14 protein-coding genes are annotated in these 17,802 nt (G+C 57.5%); 8 read left to right on the forward strand and 6 right to left on the reverse strand.

The genetic code is table 11. The annotated features are described in order from the left end of the window. From I6G90_RS11695 to I6G90_RS11730, 8 genes are read left to right on the forward strand one after another with little or no spacing between them, the layout of a single operon-like run. Positions 1–327 (forward strand): STAS domain-containing protein, encoded by a 327-nt coding sequence (locus I6G90_RS11695; RefSeq protein ID WP_197927618.1) that lies wholly within the window; start codon positions 1–3, stop codon positions 325–327. A gap of 22 nt (positions 328–349) precedes the next feature. Next, on the forward strand, positions 350–2,560 hold the full coding sequence (locus I6G90_RS11700; protein ID WP_197927619.1) for a chemotaxis protein CheA: 2,211 nt from the start codon (positions 350–352) through the stop codon (positions 2,558–2,560). Between the two features lie 10 nt (positions 2,561–2,570). Next, positions 2,571–4,496 carry a HAMP domain-containing methyl-accepting chemotaxis protein gene (locus I6G90_RS11705; protein ID WP_197927620.1) on the forward strand — a complete coding sequence of 642 codons (1,926 nt, stop codon included), beginning with the start codon at positions 2,571–2,573 and terminating at the stop codon, positions 4,494–4,496. 12 nt (positions 4,497–4,508) lie between these two features. Next, complete coding sequence (locus tag I6G90_RS11710) at positions 4,509–5,078, forward strand: chemotaxis protein CheW (RefSeq protein WP_139409806.1); 570 nt, start codon at positions 4,509–4,511, stop codon at positions 5,076–5,078. A 43-nt stretch (positions 5,079–5,121) separates the two neighbouring features. Next, positions 5,122–6,873: a methyl-accepting chemotaxis protein gene (locus tag I6G90_RS11715; RefSeq protein ID WP_197927621.1), complete on the forward strand. Its 1,752-nt coding sequence runs from the start codon at positions 5,122–5,124 to the stop codon at positions 6,871–6,873. Positions 6,874–6,930: 57 nt separating this feature from the next. After that, positions 6,931–7,734, forward strand: a complete 804-nt coding sequence (locus I6G90_RS11720; protein ID WP_075114054.1) for a CheR family methyltransferase — start codon at positions 6,931–6,933, stop codon at positions 7,732–7,734. 3 nt (positions 7,735–7,737) lie between these two features. Next, positions 7,738–8,229, forward strand: coding sequence for a chemoreceptor glutamine deamidase CheD (gene cheD / locus I6G90_RS11725; protein WP_075114053.1), 492 nt, complete (start codon positions 7,738–7,740; stop codon positions 8,227–8,229). Then, positions 8,226–9,284 carry a protein-glutamate methylesterase/protein-glutamine glutaminase gene (locus I6G90_RS11730; RefSeq protein ID WP_075114052.1) on the forward strand — a complete coding sequence of 353 codons (1,059 nt, stop codon included), beginning with the start codon at positions 8,226–8,228 and terminating at the stop codon, positions 9,282–9,284. Before cheD ends, I6G90_RS11730 begins: the two co-directional genes overlap by 4 nt. A gap of 100 nt (positions 9,285–9,384) precedes the next feature. Here I6G90_RS11730 and pnp read toward each other — a convergent pair whose 3' ends face one another. From pnp to nusA, 6 genes are all read right to left on the reverse strand, one after another. After that, the gene (pnp, locus tag I6G90_RS11735; RefSeq protein ID WP_197927622.1) at positions 9,385–11,529 is read right to left on the reverse strand and encodes a polyribonucleotide nucleotidyltransferase; all 2,145 of its coding nucleotides are present in this window, start codon (positions 11,527–11,529) and stop codon (positions 9,385–9,387) included. Between the two features lie 168 nt (positions 11,530–11,697). Next, positions 11,698–11,967: a 30S ribosomal protein S15 gene (rpsO, locus tag I6G90_RS11740; RefSeq protein ID WP_005326646.1), complete on the reverse strand. Its 270-nt coding sequence runs from the start codon at positions 11,965–11,967 to the stop codon at positions 11,698–11,700. Positions 11,968–12,114: 147 nt separating this feature from the next. After that, positions 12,115–13,074 carry a tRNA pseudouridine(55) synthase TruB gene (gene truB, locus I6G90_RS11745; RefSeq protein ID WP_042060107.1) on the reverse strand — a complete coding sequence of 320 codons (960 nt, stop codon included), beginning with the start codon at positions 13,072–13,074 and terminating at the stop codon, positions 12,115–12,117. 1 nt (position 13,075) lies between these two features. After that, positions 13,076–13,513, reverse strand: coding sequence for a 30S ribosome-binding factor RbfA (gene rbfA, locus I6G90_RS11750; RefSeq protein WP_042060105.1), 438 nt, complete (start codon positions 13,511–13,513; stop codon positions 13,076–13,078). A 55-nt stretch (positions 13,514–13,568) separates the two neighbouring features. Then, complete coding sequence (infB, locus tag I6G90_RS11755) at positions 13,569–16,265, reverse strand: translation initiation factor IF-2 (RefSeq protein ID WP_058052384.1); 2,697 nt, start codon at positions 16,263–16,265, stop codon at positions 13,569–13,571. A 20-nt stretch (positions 16,266–16,285) separates the two neighbouring features. Then, positions 16,286–17,788 (reverse strand): transcription termination factor NusA, encoded by a 1,503-nt coding sequence (gene nusA / locus I6G90_RS11760; protein ID WP_005338808.1) that lies wholly within the window; start codon positions 17,786–17,788, stop codon positions 16,286–16,288. Between the last annotated feature and the right edge of the window lie 14 nt (positions 17,789–17,802).

Below are 17,802 nucleotides of genomic sequence, written 5' to 3' on the forward strand. Positions count from 1 at the left end.
ATGCAACTACAGAGCGAGCGGCTCGACAACAAGGTGGTGGTGACCCTGCCGGACGAAATCACCATCTATACAGTCAGCGAGCTGAAAGAGGCCCTTTCACCCTTATTGCATCAGGGGCGCGAACTGGAACTGAATCTGGCGGCGGTATCCGAGATAGACAGCGCCGGGCTGCAACTGCTGCTGGCGACAAAGAAAACCGCGCTGCAGCAAGGTTCCTCCCTGGCGCTGGTCTGGCATAGCCATGTTGTGCTTGAACTGCTGGAGCTGTGCCAGCTCTCGGCCTTTTTTGGCGACCCCACCCTCATCACCCATGGCGAACGGCCCTGAGCCAGCATGACAAGGAGTCACCGTGAGCATCGATCTTGATCAGGCTTTACAAACCTATATCGCCGAGGCACGCGAGTTGCTCGAAGAGATGGAGTCAGCGCTGCTCTCACTGGAGGCTGACCCTGACAATAGCGAGCTGATTGCCGCTATCTTCCGTGCAGCTCACACCATCAAAGGATCGGCTGGCCTGTTTGGTCTGCAGCCCATCGTCGGGTTTACCCATATCGTCGAGGATCTGCTCGACCAGATCCGCAATCAGCAGCTCACCGTCACCTCTTCTCTGATCAAGGATCTGCTGGAGAGCTGTGACCACATCCAGACGCTCATCAGTGTCGTTGCGGAACAGGGCAGCACGTTGAGTGATGACGATGCCAAACAGGATGAACGGCTGAGGCTCGCCCTCACCCGTCATCAGTGCGCCCCCCATGCCACGCTGCCAGATACGGTGCATACACCTGAACCAAAAATCGAAAAAGAGGGAGGGATTACCAGCGCAGCCTCCTTGTGGCATATCTCCCTGCGTTTTGGTCCCGATGTACTGCGCAACGGCATGGATCCCGCCGCATTTCTGCGCTATCTCGGCACACTCGGAACCCTCTGCTCGGTGGAGACCATCCATCAAGGACTACCAGATTGGGAGCAGTTCGATCCTGAGAATTGCTACCTCGGCTACGAGATCGATTTCGACACCCAAGCAGACAAGGCAGCCATCAGCGATGTCTTTGAATTTGTTAGAGATGACTGCCAGATCACCATCTTGCCGCCCCACAGCAAGATCGCCGAGTTCATCAACCTGATCGAGTCGCTGCCGGAAGACAACGCCATGCTGGGTCAGTTGCTGGTCAACACCGGCGCGTTGACCGCAGAGGAGTTGGCAAACGGTCTGCAGGCACAGCAAGCGACCCCGGCAGATCAAGCGCCCAAACTCGGGGAGATCCTGATTGCACAGGGAGCCGTCAACGAAGCCGTGGTCGATGCCGCCCTGAAAAAACAGAACCAGACCAAGGAGAGCAAGGCTAAAGAGGGTCGTTACGTCAGGGTGCATGCCGACAAGCTGGACGACCTGATCAATCTAGTCGGGGAGCTGGTAGTCGCCAGTTCAGGAGCCAATCTGCTGGCCCAGCGCACCCGCGAAAGCCAGCTACAGGAAGCCACCTCGGTCATTGCCATGCTGGTGGAAGAGATCCGTGACAGTGCGCTGCGCCTGCGCATGGTGCCTATCGGCGATACCTTCAATCGCTTCCAGCGGGTGGTGCGCGATGTCAGCCAAGAGCTGAACAAGGATATCACTCTGGTGATCTCCGGAGCCGAGACCGAACTGGACAAGTCGGTGGTAGAGAAGATCGGCGATCCGCTGATGCATCTGGTCAGAAACTCGATGGATCACGGCATCGAATCGGCAGAACAACGGCTGCTGGCAGGCAAATCCCCCCGCGGCACCCTGAATCTCAACGCCTATCACGACTCCAATAGTATCGTCATCGAAATTCGGGATGACGGCGCCGGTCTCAACAAAGCCAGGATCCAGCAAAAAGCCATCGAGCGCGGTCTGATCAGCGCAACTACTACGCTGACGGATCAGGAGATATACAACCTGATCTTCGAGCCGGGGTTCTCCACCGCCGAGGCGATCACCAACCTCTCCGGTCGAGGGGTGGGCATGGATGTCGTCAAACGCAACATAACTGCCCTGCGCGGCACGGTCGATCTCGACAGCATCCAGGGAAAAGGCACCCGTGTGCAGATACGCCTGCCGCTGACCCTCGCCATCATCGACGGCTTCCTGGTGCGAGTCTGCGACACCCACTACGTCATTCCGCTCGATATGGTGATCGAGTGCGTTGAATTGACCCAGAGTTCACTGGCCGACACCCAGGGGCGCAATTACATCAATTTGCGTGGCGAGGTGCTGCCCTTTATCCGCCTGCAACACTACTTCGATACCAATGGCAGCAAGGGGCGGCGCGAGAACATTGTCGTGGTCAGCCACGCAGGCAAAAAATCCGGACTGGTAGTGGATGAACTGCTGGGAGAATTCCAGACCGTCATCAAACCGTTGGGGAAATTGTTCCAGCGCCTGCAGGGCATCAGTGGCTCAACCATTCTGGGGGGAGGAGAGGTCGCCCTGATCCTCGACATTCCCTCGCTCATCCAGCACGCGATCACCCTGGAATCCTGTCAGCTCAACAACTTGACGGTGTCGCGCAACCAACCTCAATCCAGCCTCAACTGAGGGGGCCATCATGTTTAAAAACTCCACCATCAAATTGCGCCTCATCGTGCTGCTCTGCCTGCTCTGCCTGCTGCTGCTGGCCGTTGGCGGCCTCGGGTTATACAACATGCAGAGCAGCAATACCGGGCTACAGCGCGTGTACAACGACAGGGTGGTTCCCCTCAAGCAGCTGAAGACCATCTCCGACAGCTATGCCGTCTCGATCATCGACAACCTCAACAAGGCTAATGCGGGGCTGATCCCGGCAGAAGAGGCGTTGAATCAGATAAAACAGGCCCAGCAGACCATCAAGAGCGAGTGGCAGCACTACCAATCCACTACTCTCACCCCGGAGGAGCAACGCTTGTCAGCCGAGGCGAGCACCCTGTTCAACGCGGCCGATTCCGATATTGGCAAGCTGGAAAAATTCCTCGCCACCCAGCACGGCATGATTGCCGGCATGCTGAACGATTTTGACGGCACCCTCTATGGCTCCATCGACCCGATAGGCAACAAGATCACCGAGCTGGTCAACCTGCAGCTCAATGTGGCCAAGTCGGAATATACCGCGGCGCAATCCTGGTATGACGTGATGCTGATAACCATGGCGGTGGTTATCGCGGTCGGCATCGTGTTCGCAGCCTGGTTTGGCACCCTGCTGATCAAAAGCATCATTACTCCCATTGAGCAGGCCCTGCGTGTGGCCAATAGTCTGGCCGATGGCAATCTGGATGTATCGATCAAGATAGAGTCCAACGATGAAGCGGGTCAGCTCTTGATGGCGATGGACAACATGGTCAAGAAGCTGGGGGCCTTGATCACGGATATCGAGACCCTGGTCACCGCCGCCGTCGAGCAGGGAGACTTCAGCCACAAGATTGCACTGGAGGATCGCCAGGGCTATATCAAACGGGTATCCGAGCTGCTGAATCGCCTCTCCCATGTCACGGATACCAGCCTGGAAGATGTAATGCGCATCGCCACCGCGCTCTCCAAAGGGGATCTGACTCAACGGATCGATGAACCCTACCCCGGTATTTTTGGCCAGACCAAAGACGGCCTAAACCAGACCATCACTGCGCTGACCAATATCATCGAAGAGGTTCGCAACGCCGCCGACAACCTGACCAATGCATCCAATCAGGTGAGCAATACCGCACAGGCATTGAGTCAGGCCACCAGCGAGCAGGCGGCCAGTGTGGAGGAGACCAGCGCCTCTATCGAACAGATGAGCGCCAGCATCAACCAGAACACCGAGAACGCCAGGATCACCGACAGCATGGCCAGTAACTCGGTGCTGGAGGCCACCGAAGGGGGTAAATCCGTGCAACAGACGGTGACGGCCATGCAGCAAATCGCCAGGAAAGTCAGCATCATCGATGACATCGCCTATCAAACCAACCTGCTGGCCCTCAATGCGGCCATCGAGGCGGCTCGCGCCGGAGAACATGGCAAAGGCTTCGCGGTAGTTGCCGCCGAGGTGAGGAAACTGGCGGAACGCAGCCAGATTGCGGCGCAAGAGATTGGCGAACTCTCCTCCGACAGCGTCAGCAAGGCAGAGCGGGCCGGCAATCTGCTGGAGAAGATCGTCCCCTCCATTCGCAAGACCTCTGATCTGGTACAAGAGATCAATGCGGCTTCCGGGGAACAGGCCAGCGCGGCCAACCAGATCAGCCTGGCCATGAGCCAGCTCAATCAGGTCACGCAGCAAAACGCCGCCAGTAGCGAGGAGCTCGCTGCCACGGCGGAAGAGATGAGCTCGCAAGCCAGCGAACTGCAGCAAACCATGGCCTTTTTTGCGCTGGAAAAGCGCCCCCAGGTTAATGCCAGAGTTCATGAGGCCAACCACAAGGGCGTGCCTCCCAGAGGCAGTTTCATCGCACCGCCACAACGGGCCAGCCAGCCCAATCAACCATCATCCCATGCCATTGATGAAGCGGATTTTGTCCGTTTCTAACCGGAGGCGACCATGCATACATCCACCGACATCACGGTGCCATCAGCGGCCGCTGACGAGAGCAGTGGCGATGCTCAGTACCTGACATTTCTGATCAACAACGAGATGTTCGCCATCAATATTCTGGGGGTCAAAGAGATCATCGAATACGGCAATATCACTCCGATCCCGATGATGCCCGGGTTTATTCGCGGCGTAATCAATCTCAGAGGAGCGGTCGTGTCGGTCGTCGACTTGAACGCCCGCTTTGGCAATGCCCCGTCGCTCATCACTCGCCGAAGTTGCATCGTCATCATTGAGGGGATGGCCCCACAGGGCGATGAACCTGTGGGTCAGGATATAGGCGTTGTGGTGGATTCCGTATCGGAAGTGCTGGGTATCCCACAAGCAGATATCGAGCCCCCGCCCAGTTTTGGTGCCCGCATCCGGGCCGACTTTATCAGCGGCATGGGTAAGGTCAACGGCAAATTCGTCATCCTCATCGATACCGAAAAAGTGTTGTCACTCGATGAGATGGCTCAACTCAGTGAACTGGCCCAGCCACAGGCAAGGTTGCCACAAAGCAATCTGCAACCCTCCTGAACAGGCCCATATACACCACGACATGCAGCATAAGGAAACGCTCATGACCCACTCACTCTTTGGCAAACTCTTCGGAAACAGCGCGGCCGAAGCAAGACAGCAGGCCCAACTACTCAATGCTATCGGGCAAGTACAGCGCACCATTGAAGACGATCAGGCTCCGGCTGCAATCGAACTTTCCGGACTGGATAGCCCGCTGCGTGAAGTGGCCGTCGCGGTCAACGACGTGATTGCCCTGTTGAGCGGCAAGCTGGAGCAAAGCCGGCACGAGATCAGGAATAGCCAGGTGCTGCTTCATGAAAACCGGCTGGTTCGCAAGGCACTCGACTGCGCCAGCACCAACGTGATGATCGCCGATACCGACCTCGACATTATCTACATGAACGAGGCGGTGACCGGCATGCTCAATCAGGCTGAAAGCGACATCAAAAAAGAGCTCTACAGCTTCAATGCCAATCAGCTGATGGGCGCCAATATCGACAGCTTTCATAAAAATCCCGGCCATCAGCGCGCCATGCTGGCCAAACTCAACAGCACCTACCGCACCCAGATCCAGCTGGGGGGACGCACCTTCTCCCTGATTGCCAATCCGGTCTTCAACGATAGCGGCGAGCGACTAGGCTCCGTGGTCGAGTGGGCAGACCGTACCAAGGAGGTGATGATAGAGAAAGAGATGTCCGACATCGTGCAGGCCGTGATCAATGGCGAGCTGCACCGCCGGATGGAGCTGACGGGTAAAAGCGGCTTCTTTCAGGCAATGGGGGAAGGGATAAACCAGATTGCCGAAGTGATCGACAGTACCCTCAACGATGTTATCCGGGTCGTACAGTGTCTGGCGAAAGGGGATCTGACCCAACAGATAGAGGCTGATTATCCCGGTATTTTTGGCACCACCAAAGATTCGCTAAACACCACTATCGCCTCGCTGACCAAGATTGTCACCGAAGTGCGTGGCGCCTCTGACAATCTCTCCAGTGCCGCCGAGCAAGTCAGCGCGACTGCCCAGTCGATCAGCCAATCCAGCAGTGAACAGGCCTCCAGCATGGAAGAGACCAGCGCCTCCATCGAGCAGATGAGCGCCAGCATCAACCAGAATACCGACAACGCCCAGGTCACCGATGGCATGGCCAGCAAGGCAGCCAAAGAAGCCGTCGAGGGAGGGGAAGCGGTCAAACTGACCGTCGATGCCATGAAACAGATCGCCAGACGGATTGGCATCATCGACGATATTGCCTACCAGACCAATCTGCTGGCGCTCAACGCCGCCATCGAAGCGGCGCGCGCCGGCGATCACGGCAAGGGCTTTGCCGTAGTGGCGGCGGAGGTGCGCAAACTGGCCGAACGCAGCCAGGTTGCAGCACAGGAGATTGGCGAACTGGCGTCAAGCAGCGTCGAGATGGCGGAAAAAGCCGGTCGTCTGCTCGATCAGATGGTGCCCTCCATCAACAAGACCTCGGACCTGGTGCAGGAGATCAGCGCCGCCTCCAATGAACAGTCCACCGGCGTCAGCCAGATCAACCTGGCCATGAATCAGTTGAGTCAGGTTACCCAGCAAAATGCCTCTTGCAGCGAAGAGCTGGCTGCCACAGCGGAAGAGATGAGCAGCCAGGCCGAGCAACTGCAGCTGGCCATGGAATTCTTTACCCTGGAGGCCCACACCAAAGAAGGCAAAGCCACCTCGCACCTTCACCCCACTACCCGAGGGCGCTTTATGAACGAGAACAATGCCAACAGTCGGGAGCGGGCCTCCACCACACAACGCCCCATCAACGACGGCGATTTTGTCCGGTTCTAGTCACGGGAGAGGCATTGCCTCTCCCGCATCCGACAACACAGGTAGAGGGACAGGGTTTTGTATCAAACCCAGCTGCATGATGACGAGTTCTCCCGCTTCCAACGCTGGCTTCATCAAACGGCGGGGATAGAGCTGTCTCCAGCCAAGAAGGCGCTGGTTGCCAGCCGCTTGGCAAAACGGCTCTGCCACTATGAGCTGGACAGCTATGACGACTACTTCCAGCTCATCATGAACGATCGCAGCAGCGAACTGCAGCTGGCGCTCGATCTGCTCACCACCAACGAAACCTACTTTTTCAGAGAGCCAAAACACTTCGAGTTTCTGACCCGGGAGGTGCTTGCACACTTCCCGAGTGAACGCACCTTGCGGATCTGGAGCGCAGCCAGTTCATCCGGAGAGGAGCCCTACAGTCTGGCCATGACCCTCGCGGAGAAACGTGGCCCCCTCAACTGGGAGATCCTGGCCTCCGATATCTCGTCCCGGGTGCTGGAACAGGCGACGAGCGGCCGTTACCCCATCGAGCGGGCGCACAACATTCCCCTGCCCTTTTTAATGAAATACTGCCTCAAGGGTGTTGGCCTGCAGGAGGGGATCTTCATCATCGATCGCAAGTTACGGGACAAGGTGCAGTTTATGCAGATCAACCTCAATCAGGATCTGCCGGACATCGGCTTGTTTGACGTCATCTTTATCAGAAACGTGATGATCTACTTCAACAAGGAGACCAAGGGGCAAGTGTTGCAGCGGCTGGTGCCCAAACTCAAACCCGGTGGCTATCTGCTGGTCAGCCATGCAGAGAGTTTGCATGGCTTGCATCATGGACTGCAGCTGGTATCTCCCTCCATTTACCAGAAGAGATAAATCATGGCTCGGGAGGTGATTCTGCAACCCGGTGAACTCTTCTTTGGCAAGGAGGATGTTGTCCTCAAAACCGTGCTGGGCTCCTGCATTGCCATCACCCTGTGGCATCCGGAACAAAAGATGGGCGGTATGTGCCACTACATGCTGCCAACTCGAGGGCGGCCAACCACCCTGTTGGATGGCCGCTATGCCGATGAAGCCATCACCTTGCTATTACAAGCTATTGCGCAATATCCACCCCCTCTCGACGAATACGAGATCAAATTGTTCGGAGGCGGCAATATGTTCGACCAGCCACACTACGCCAAACGCGATAACAATGTGGCCACCAGAAATATTGAGGCAGCCTGGCAGCTGACCCGACACCTTGGGCTCGATATCAAAGCCCACCATCTTGGCCATAGCGGCCACCGAAGCCTGATTTTTGAACTCAGTAACGGTAGTGTCTGGCTCCGCCATCATCGTCTGCCACATCAACGGGAGTCGCGAGAATGAAGCAGATCCGGGTCATGCTGGTGGATGATTCCGCCGTGGTCAGACAGGTATTGCAAGCGGTGCTGGATCAGGAGCCCGATATCCGGGTGATCGCCACAGCATCGGATCCCCTGTTTGCGCAGGAAAAACTGAAGAAAGAGTGGCCTGACGTCATCGTGCTCGATGTGGAGATGCCCCGTATGGATGGCATCACCTTTCTCACCAAGATCATGGCGGAGCACCCGACGCCAGTGGTGATCTGCTCCTCCCTCACCGAAAAGGGGGCCGAGACCACCTTGCAGGCGATGGCTGCCGGCGCGGTGGACATCATCACCAAGCCGACCATGGGGATAAAAAGCTTTCTGCAAGAATCTGCCCACGACTTGGCTATGGCGGTACGTGCTGCGGCCCAGGCTAACCTCAAGCGCGTGGGCAAGCCCCCCTCTGTGCCAGTCAGCGCCAAGCTGAACGCCGATGCCATGCTGGCACCCAATCAGCACGCCATGGCACAAACCACCGAGCGGCTCATCGCCATCGGTACCTCGACCGGTGGCACCCAGGCCCTTGAGGCAGTACTGACGGCCCTGCCCCGGGTCAGCCCCGGCATTGTCATCGTGCAGCACATGCCGGAGAAATTTACCGCCATGTTTGCCGAACGGCTGAACGGGGTCTGCCAGATAGAAGTGCGTGAGGCGAGAAACAATGACCGGGTGATCCCCGGGCTGGCGCTGATTGCCCCTGGCGGCAAACATATGCTGCTCAAGCGCAGCGGTGCCTACTATCACGTCGAGGTGGTCGACGGGCCGCTCATCAACCGCCATCGTCCCTCGGTGGATGTGCTGTTTCGCTCTGTCGCCAAATATGCCGGCAAGAACGCCACCGGTATCATCATGACCGGCATGGGGGATGATGGCGCACGGGGATTGCGCGAGATGCTGGAGGCTGGTGCCAACACCTATGCCCAGGATGAGGCATCCTGCGTGGTGTTCGGCATGCCCAAGGAGGCGATCAAGCTGGGGGCTGCTCGCCATGTGCTTCCCTTGCAAGAGATGCAGTACGCCATCCTCGGCAGGTAATCATATATCCCCTTATTACACATAAAAAAAGTCCGGCTCCCCAAGGGGAGCCGGACTTTTTTATGGTCAACCGGAACAGGTCCGGTATCAGGCGAGCAGATTACTCTGCAGCAGGCGCTTCTTCAGCGGCCGGAGCAGCCTCAGCAGGTGCTACCGCTTCGGTCGGGGCGTTCGCTTCCTTGATGGAGAGACGTACGCGGCCCTGACGGTCCACTTCCAGTACCTTGACCTTGACCACGTCACCGATGGTCAGGTGGTCAGCCACGTTTTGTACGCGAGCGTCGGTGATCTGGGAGATGTGTACCAGACCATCTTTGCCCGGCAGGATGTTGACGAATGCACCGAAATCGGCCAGACGGACAACCTTACCTTCATAGATGCGGTTCACTTCGATCTCGGCGGTGATAGCTTCGATGCGACGGATCGCTTCCATGGCGGCTTCGTTAGCCACGGCGGAGATACGTACAGTACCGTCATCATCCAGCTCGATGTTGGTGCCGGTCTCTTCGGTCAGCGCACGGATCACGGAACCACCCTTACCAATCACATCCTTGATCTTCTCGGGATTGATTTTAATGGTGTGGATACGCGGTGCGAAATCGGAGATCTGGGCACGCGGAGCCTGGATAGCTTCATCCATCACTTTCAGGATGTGCAGACGAGCGCCACGAGCTTGCTTCAGCGCAATCTCCATGATCTCTTTGGTGATGCCTTCGATCTTGATGTCCATCTGCAGCGCGGTGATACCTTCGGTAGTACCGGCCACTTTGAAGTCCATGTCACCCAGGTGATCTTCGTCACCCAGGATGTCGGACAGCACCACGAAACCTTCTTCTTCCTTCACCAGACCCATGGCGATACCGGCAACGGAGGCCTTGATCGGCACACCGGCATCCATCAGCGCCAGGGAGGAACCACAGACAGAGGCCATGGAGGAGGAACCGTTGGATTCGGTGATTTCAGACACCACGCGCACCACGTACGGGAACTCGGCGGCGCTCGGCATCACCGCAGCAACACCACGCTTGGCCAGACGACCGTGACCGATTTCGCGACGCTTCGGGCTACCCATCATGCCGGTCTCACCGACGCAGTATGGCGGGAAGTTGTAGTGCAGCATGAAGCGATCGGCACGGTTGCCGGTCAGCTCGTCGATGTTCTGCGCGTCACGCTCGGTACCCAGAGTGGCAACCACGATGGCCTGAGTTTCACCACGGGTGAACAGGGCAGAACCGTGAGCACGGGGCAGAATGCCGGTACCTACGCTCAGGGCGCGGATCATTTCCGGATCGCGACCATCGATACGCGGCTCGCCACGTACGACGCGACCACGAACGATGCGGCTTTCCAGGCTGTGGAACTCTTCGCCAATCTTCTTGGCATCTTCTTCCACGCCGGAAGCGATAACTTGCTCAACCACACGGCCCTTGATGGCAGCGATGGTTTCGTAACGAACAGCCTTCTCGGTGATGCGGTAGGCTTCACCCAGCTCGGCAGTCGCCAGCTCGGCAACCTTGGCTTTCAGCGCTTCGTTGACGGCAGGCGGAGTCCAGTCCCACGGCTTGGTGCCAACGGCAGCGGCAAACTCGTTGATCGCGTTGATCACGGTCTGCATCTGGTCGTGACCAAATACCACGGCGCCCAGCATCACCTCTTCGGAGAGAATGGCCGCTTCGGACTCAACCATCAGTACCGCGTTGGCAGTACCGGCAACCACCAGATCCAGATCGCTCTGCGGCAGTTCGGTGGTGGTCGGGTTCAGCACATACTGACCGTTCATGTAACCCACGCGGGCCGCCGCAATCGGGCCGCCAAACGGGATACCGGAGATGGCCAGTGCAGCAGAGGCACCGATCATGGCAACGATGTCAGGGGATACGGCCGGATTCACGGACATAACGGTCGCAACGACCTGAACCTCATTGAGGAAGCCTTCCGGGAACAGCGGGCGAATAGGACGGTCGATCAGACGGGAGATAAGGGTCTCGCCTTCGCTCGGACGGCCTTCACGACGGAAGAAACCACCCGGGATACGACCAGCAGCATAGGTACGCTCCTGATAGTTGACGGTCAGCGGGAAGAAATCACGGCCATGATCGGCCTCTTTCTTGCCAACTACGGTCACAAATACGCAGGTATCGTCCATGCTGACCATTACGGCCGCAGTGGCTTGACGGGCCATCACACCGGTTTCCAGAGTGACGGTGTGTTGACCGTACTGGAATGACTTTACAATAGGATTCACGTGAATTTCCTTTTTACAATTTGGCTCTTTAAATTCGCGCACAAGTATACTTGATTCGATGCAAAAGGTAAGCGGCGACGCGAATTCTGTGAGGCAGGCAACGGCTTGAAGAGCAATAAAAAAAGGGGAACCTGATGGTTCCCCTTTTTCGCGAAATCTGATGGTCGATTAACGACGCAGACCCAGCTTGGCGATCAGAGCAGCATAACGCTGAACGTCTTTACGCTTCAGGTAGTCCAGCAGCTTACGACGCTGGGAAACCATGCGCAGCAGACCGCGACGACCGTGGTGGTCCTTGGAGTGCTCTTTGAAGTGACCTTGCAGATGGTTGATCTGGGCAGTCAGCAGGGCAACTTGCACTTCGGGGGAGCCAGTGTCGTTGGCGCAACGAGCGTTGTCAGCAACGATGGAAGCTTTGATCTCAGCATTTAGAGACATGGTATTACTCCGGTAGAGTGTTTAAAGGTTCACAGCCAATCTCTAATTCAGCCGTGAAATGAGGGCGGTATCATAATCGTCCCCGCCCCTTTTCGCAACGATAAAGACGCGCGCAGGCAAAGTGATGCCGATACCGCCCGAGGAGGATCACTCCTCGTTGTTATCGTCGTGATAACGCACCAGTCGCTTGGGCGCGACGCGGCCATCATCATCAATCTCGCCAACCCCGATGAACTCGCGCTCCGGGCCGACCGTCATGCGAACCTGACCGCTTTGCGGCGCACCGGCCACCTGCACGGCCTGGCCCTGATTCACATAGGCAGCCACAACGGCCAGCATGTTCACCTCGGGCAGGGAAGCCACGGCGGTGTCCATAGGCAGCAACAGCGGATCCAGCTGCTCACGCGGCGGGATGCTCTCGGCCTTGGCCTGCTCGAAGATGCACTCAAGCTGCTCAAGCGTCAGCATCCGATCATACGGATAGCTGGCAACCTGGGTACGACGCAGTTGGGAGACGTGGGCACCACAACCCAGCACTTCGCCCAGATCATCCACCAGAGAGCGGATGTAGGTGCCCTTGCTGCAGTGCACTTCGAGGCGCACTTCATCACCTTCAAAGCTCAGCAGTTTGAGCTCGAATACGGTGATGGGACGGGCTTCGCGCTCGATCTCGATACCTTCGCGGGCATATTCGTAGAGCGGACGACCGTTGTGCTTGAGCGCCGAGTACATGGACGGCACCTGCATGATCGGGCCGCGGAACTGGTCCAGCGCCTCGATCAGGGTACCGACTGCCACGTTCACCGGACGGGTGGAAACCACCTCGCCATCGGAGTCGCTGGTGTTGGTGCGCTCGCCCAGCTTGGCGGTCACCTCATAGCGCTTGTCCGCTTCCAGCAGATACTGGGAGAACTTGGTGGCCTCACCGAGGCAGATCGGCAGCATGCCGGTCGCCAGCGGGTCCAGTGCGCCGGTGTGACCGGCCTTGGCGGCGTTGTAGATGCGCTTGACCTTCTGCAACACATCGTTGGAGGTCAGGCCGGTAGGCTTGTCCAGCAGCAGAATGCCGTGCACATCACGGCCCTTGAAACGACGTCTTCGGGTCATCTCAGGCTTTATCCTCAGTCGTGTCATCCGGTGCGGATTCAGCTTCTTCGTCACGGCCGGATTCGGCCATGCGACGCTTGTCTTCACGCACAGTGTTGGTCACCAGGTTGGAGAGACGCATCCCCTCGACCAGGGTCTGGTCGTAGTAGAAGCGCAGCTCTGGCACCACGCGCAGACGCATGGCGCTGCCCAGCAGGCTACGGATATATCCGGCTGCTTCGGTCAGACCCAGCAAGCCTTCCTTGATGCGCTCGGCATCATTTTCCAGCTGCAAGAAGGTGACGTAAATCTTGGCATAGTTGAGGTCACGGGACACTTCCACATCGGAAACGGTCACCATGCCGATACGCGGGTCTTTCACCTCGCGCTGCAGGATCAGCGCGATTTCACGCTGGATCTGCTGTCCGACCCGACGGGTCCGGCTGAATTCTCTGGCCATATTCTATCCTGCGATAAAAGGGGGCCGCGGCCCCCTATTTTGTCTGACTCTCGGCTTACAGAGTCCGTTGAATTTCAACAGTCTCGTAAACTTCGATCTGGTCGCCTTCGCGCACGTCGTTGTAGTTCTTGACCGCGATACCACACTCGTAGCCGTTGCGAACTTCGTTGACGTCATCCTTGAAGCGGCGCAGGGATTCCAGCTCGCCTTCATAGATAACCACGTTGTCACGCAGAACGCGGATACGGTTGGAACGCTTGACCACACCTTCGGTGACCATACAGCCGGCAACGGCGCCGAACTTCGGAGACTTGAAGACGCTACGCACTTCAGCCAGACCGATGATCTCCTGACGATACTCAGGGGCCAGCTTGCCGCTCATGGCCTGCTTCACTTCGTCGATCAGGTCATAGATGACGGAGTAGTAACGCAGATCCAGGCTCTCGGCTTCGATGACCTTGCGCGCAGAGGCGTCGGCACGGACGTTGAAACCCACCAGGATGGCGCTGGAAGCTGCTGCCAGGGTCGCGTCGGTTTCGGTGATACCACCGACACCGGAGCCGACGATCTTGACTTTGACTTCGTCAGTGGAGAGCTGAACCAGCGCATCGCAAATTGCTTGGACAGAACCCTGTACGTCGGCCTTGATCACCACGTTCACTTCGGACACTTCGCCTTCGGTCATGTTGGCGAACATGTTTTCCAGCTTGGCCTTCTGCTGACGAGCCAGCTTGACGTCGCGGAACTTGCCCTGACGGTAGAGCGCCACTTCACGGGCTTTCTTCTCGTCACGGACAACAGTGGCTTCGTCACCGGCAGACGGTACCCCGGACAGACCCAGGATTTCCACCGGCAGGGACGGACCCGCTTCCTTGATCTCGCGACCCAGCTCGTCACGCATGGCACGAATACGACCGTATTCCAGACCACACAGCACGATATCGCCTTGGCGCAGAGTACCTTCTTGTACCAGTACGGTAGCAACCGGACCACGACCTTTATCCAAGAAGGATTCGATCACGACGCCGCTGGCCATGCCATCAACAACCGCTTTCAGTTCCAGCACTTCAGACTGGATCAGGATGGCTTCCAGCAGATCATCGATGCCTTCACCAGACTTGGCAGAAACATGGACGAACTGGCTATCGCCACCCCAATCTTCGGACATGACGTTGTAACGGGCCAGCTCGGTCTTGACGCGATCCGGATCCGCTTCAGGCTTGTCGATCTTGTTGACCGCAACCACGATGGGCACTTCTGCCGCCTTGGCGTGCTGGATCGCTTCGATGGTCTGTGGCATCACGCCATCATCGGCAGCAACAACCAGAACCACGATATCGGTCGACTTGGCACCACGAGCACGCATGGAGGTAAACGCCGCGTGACCCGGTGTATCCAGGAAGGTGATCATGCCACTGTCGGTTTCGACGTGGTAAGCACCGATATGCTGGGTAATACCACCGGCTTCGCCAGCAGCAACCTTGGCTTTACGAATGTAGTCGAGCAGCGAGGTCTTACCGTGGTCAACGTGACCCATGATGGTCACGACCGGTGCGCGCGGCTTGGCTTCGGAGGTCTCGTCACGATCGGACAGTACCGCCTCTTCCAGCTCGTTCTCACGACGCAGCACAACCTTGTGACCCATCTCCTCGGCGACCAGCTGAGCGGTCTCCTGGTCGATCACCTGGTTGATGGTGGCCATGGCACCCATCTTCATCATCGCCTTGATGACTTCAACACCCTTGACGGCCATTTTGTTGGCCAGCTCGGCCACAGTGATGGTCTCGCCGATGACGACGTCGCGGTTCACCACGGCAGCCGGCTTGTTGAAGCCGTGCTTCATGGCGTTCGGCATGGCGACCTTGCCACGCTTGCCTTTACGGGCACGCGGGTTGCGAGAGTCGCGGTCATCTTCACGGCGACCGGCCTTTTTCGGCGCCTTAACGGCGGCGGCGGCGGTGCGACGGCTGGTCTCTTCCTTCCGATCCAACTCATCTTCTGCGGCTTGCGCATGCTTGTTGGTGGTCAGATGATAGTCACTGCTCTCTTTGGCGCGAGCAGCTTCTTCTTCAGCCCAGCGAGGGCCGTTCTGTTCCGCCATGAGACGAGCCTCTTCGGCTTTCTTCGCGGCGAGTTCTTCTGCTTTTTGCAAAGCTGTTTGTTCCTGTTGGCGCTTCAGTTCTTCTGCTTCGCGCTTGGCCATCTTTTCTGCCTCTTGCTGAGCTGTGCTACTGGCTGCTTTGGCGGGCTGTGGAGCCTGTCGAGCCTTTGATTGTGCCTCGATCCGCGCCTTTTCCTCAGCTTCACGACGAGCTTGCTCTGCCTCACGGCGAGCCTTCTCTTCAGCGTCGAGGCGAGCCTTGTCTTCGGCCTCGCGACGAGCTTTTTCTTCTGCTTCCAAACGCGCTGTTTCCTCGGCTTCCGCCTGACGCTGTTCATCTTCCAGCGCCGAGCGTCTTACATAGGTGCGAGACTTGCGCACTTCTACCTGCACTTCCTTGTTCTTGCCGCCAGTCCCCTGAACACTGATGGTGCTCTTGGTCTTGCGCTGCAAGGTCATGCGGGCAGGAGCGGCGACCTCGTCACCTCCATGCTGTTTCTTCAGGTGTGCCAGCAGAGCCTGTTTCTCAGACTCGCTAACCATGTCGTCGGCCTTGCTCTTGCTGATACCGGCATCGACAAACTGCTGGAGAAGACGATCAACCGGTGTGTCGATGTCAGTGGCAAGTTGTTTGACTGATACTTCTGCCATTCATTTTCCTCCGTTTGATCTTACTCGGACTGCTCTTCTCCGAACCAACAGATATTGCGAGCAGCCATAATGAGCTCACCTGCCTTCTCGGCAGTCAGCCCTTCAATATCAGCAAGGTCATCGATACCTTGCTCAGCCAAATCTTCCAGGGTGCCCACGCCACGGCCCGCCAGAGCGTAAGCCAGTTCGCGGCTCAGACCGTTCAGATTGAGCAGCTCTTCGGACGGCTCGACGCCATCGAAAGACTCTTCTTTGGCCAGCGCCTTGGTAGTCAGGGCATCTTTGGCGCGCTTGCGCAGCTCTTCGACCATGTCTTCATCCAGACCGTCGATAGCCAGCAGCTCGTTGACCGGAACAAAGGCGATCTCTTCCAGAGTAGAGAAGCCCTCTTCCATCAGCAGACCGGCGAAATCGTCGTCGATGTCCAGGGTGCTGGTGAACAGGTTCATGATGCGGTCGTTTTCGGCCTGGTGCTTGGCACGCATGTCCTCAACGGTCATCACGTTCAGCTCCCAACCGGTCAGCTGGGAGGCCAGACGCACGTTCTGACCATTGCGACCGATGGCTTGCGCCAGGTTGGCAGCTTCCACGGCGATATCCATGGTGTGGTTGTCTTCATCAACGATGATGGAGGCCACATCGGCAGGCGCCATGGCATTGATCACGTACTGGGCCGGGTTGTCATCGTACAGCACGATGTCGGCACGCTCACCGCTCAGCTCGGCGGAGACAGCTTGCACACGGGCACCACGCATACCGATACAGGCACCGATCGGGTCGATACGACGATCATTGGTCTTCACCGCGATCTTGGCGCGGGAACCCGGATCACGGGCTGCGCCCATGATTTCGATCATCTCTTCACCGATTTCCGGTACTTCGATACGGAACAGCTCTTTCAGGAAGTCCGGGCTGGAACGGCTGACAAACAGCTGGGAACCACGGGCTTCCGGACGAACTGCGTAGAGCAGGCCACGGACACGGTCGCCCGGACGGAAGGTTTCACGCGGCAGCATGTCATCACGGAAGATCACGGCTTCAGCATTGCTGCCCAGATCCAGGATGACGTTGTCGCGGTTGCTCTTCTTGACCACACCACTGATGATGGTGCCTTCTTTATCTTTAAACTGATCAACTACTTGTGAACGCTCGGCTTCGCGCACTTTCTGCACGATAACCTGCTTGGCGGTCTGGGTAGTGATACGGTCGAAGGTCACAGAGTCGATCTGGTCTTCAACATACTCACCGATCTGGATTTCCGGCTGATCAATCTGCGCCGCTTCCAGGGTGATTTCAGCGTAAGGATTCTCCATCGCGGCTTGATCCGCAATGACGACCCAGCGGCGATAAGTGTCGTAGTCACCGGTCTTGCGATCGATCTCGACCCGAACTTCAATCTCGCCTTCATATTTCTTCTTGGTCGCAGTCGCCAGCGCGGTTTCCAGAGCCTGGAAAATCTTCTCGCGGGGTACCGCCTTCTCGTTGGATACTGCGTCAACGACCAGCAAAATCTCTTTATTCATATCCGATAGCCTCG

Origin of the sequence: Aeromonas allosaccharophila (assembly GCF_016026615.1) — a bacterium.
Lineage (GTDB): Bacteria > Pseudomonadota > Gammaproteobacteria > Enterobacterales > Aeromonadaceae > Aeromonas > Aeromonas allosaccharophila.

Coding starts and splice junctions, on each gene's coding strand:
- I6G90_RS11695 (WP_197927618.1), top strand. CDS start 1: ATGCAACTACAGAGCGAGCGGCTCGACAACAAGGTGGTGGTGACCCTG.
- I6G90_RS11705 (WP_197927620.1), top strand. CDS start 2,571: ATGTTTAAAAACTCCACCATCAAATTGCGCCTCATCGTGCTGCTCTGC.
- I6G90_RS11710 (WP_139409806.1), top strand. CDS start 4,509: ATGCATACATCCACCGACATCACGGTGCCATCAGCGGCCGCTGACGAG.
- I6G90_RS11715 (WP_197927621.1), top strand. CDS start 5,122: ATGACCCACTCACTCTTTGGCAAACTCTTCGGAAACAGCGCGGCCGAA.
- cheD (WP_075114053.1), top strand. CDS start 7,738: ATGGCTCGGGAGGTGATTCTGCAACCCGGTGAACTCTTCTTTGGCAAG.
- I6G90_RS11730 (WP_075114052.1), top strand. CDS start 8,226: ATGAAGCAGATCCGGGTCATGCTGGTGGATGATTCCGCCGTGGTCAGA.
- rpsO (WP_005326646.1), bottom strand. CDS start 11,967: ATGTCTCTAAATGCTGAGATCAAAGCTTCCATCGTTGCTGACAACGCT.
- truB (WP_042060107.1), bottom strand. CDS start 13,074: ATGACCCGAAGACGTCGTTTCAAGGGCCGTGATGTGCACGGCATTCTG.
- rbfA (WP_042060105.1), bottom strand. CDS start 13,513: ATGGCCAGAGAATTCAGCCGGACCCGTCGGGTCGGACAGCAGATCCAG.
- infB (WP_058052384.1), bottom strand. CDS start 16,265: ATGGCAGAAGTATCAGTCAAACAACTTGCCACTGACATCGACACACCG.
- nusA (WP_005338808.1), bottom strand. CDS start 17,788: ATGAATAAAGAGATTTTGCTGGTCGTTGACGCAGTATCCAACGAGAAG.